The sequence below is a fragment of the Streptomyces sp. DH12 genome (assembly GCF_020873895.1).
GTDB lineage: Bacteria > Actinomycetota > Actinomycetes > Streptomycetales > Streptomycetaceae > Streptomyces.
The window spans coordinates 1-529 of sequence record NZ_JAHWGT010000661.1; the positions used below are offsets into that span (position 1 = coordinate 1).

Annotated in this window: 1 protein-coding gene; it reads left to right on the forward strand. The window is 76.7% G+C overall.

Going from position 1 to position 529, the window contains the following annotated elements; translation table 11 throughout:
* On the forward strand, positions 1–462 hold a 462-nt coding region (locus LPA54_RS36350), incomplete at its 5' end, for a hypothetical protein (protein WP_228984789.1).
* Positions 463–529 lie beyond the last annotated feature (67 nt).

Consider the following 529-nt stretch of genomic DNA (forward strand, 5'->3'; position numbering starts at 1 on the left):
GTCACCGTGGAGGTCGCCCCCGACGCCGAGGGCGGCTGGGACGTACGGCTGCGGGTGCGGAACTTCCGCTTCTCACCCGACGGCACGGGCCGCCGCGCCGAGGCCGGCCGGGGTCTGGCGCACCTGGAGGTGAACGGCCGCCGCGTCGCCGTGCTGCGCACCCCCGAGTACCACCTCGCCCCCGGCGCCTTCCCTCGCGGCACCCACCAGGTCACCGCGCGGCTGTACGCCGACGACGGGTCCGTGTGGGCCGTCGACGGCAAGCCCGTGGAGAGCACCGCCGTCATCACCGTCTCCGGGCAGGAGCCGACCCCGGAGCTGAGCGTGGCGCCGCTCGCCGCGGGGTGGCGGGCACGCGCCGGCGTGCACCAGCTGTTCCCGCTGCTGGTGCACGCCGTGCTGTTCGGCCGGGGCTACGCCGGGCAGGCGCTCGCCGCCGCCCGGTCCGCCCTGTCGCTGTGATCCCCGGCGGGGTCCTCAGCGGGTCACCACGTGCCGCTCGTCGGGCACGCAGTGGGTCATGGTCAGC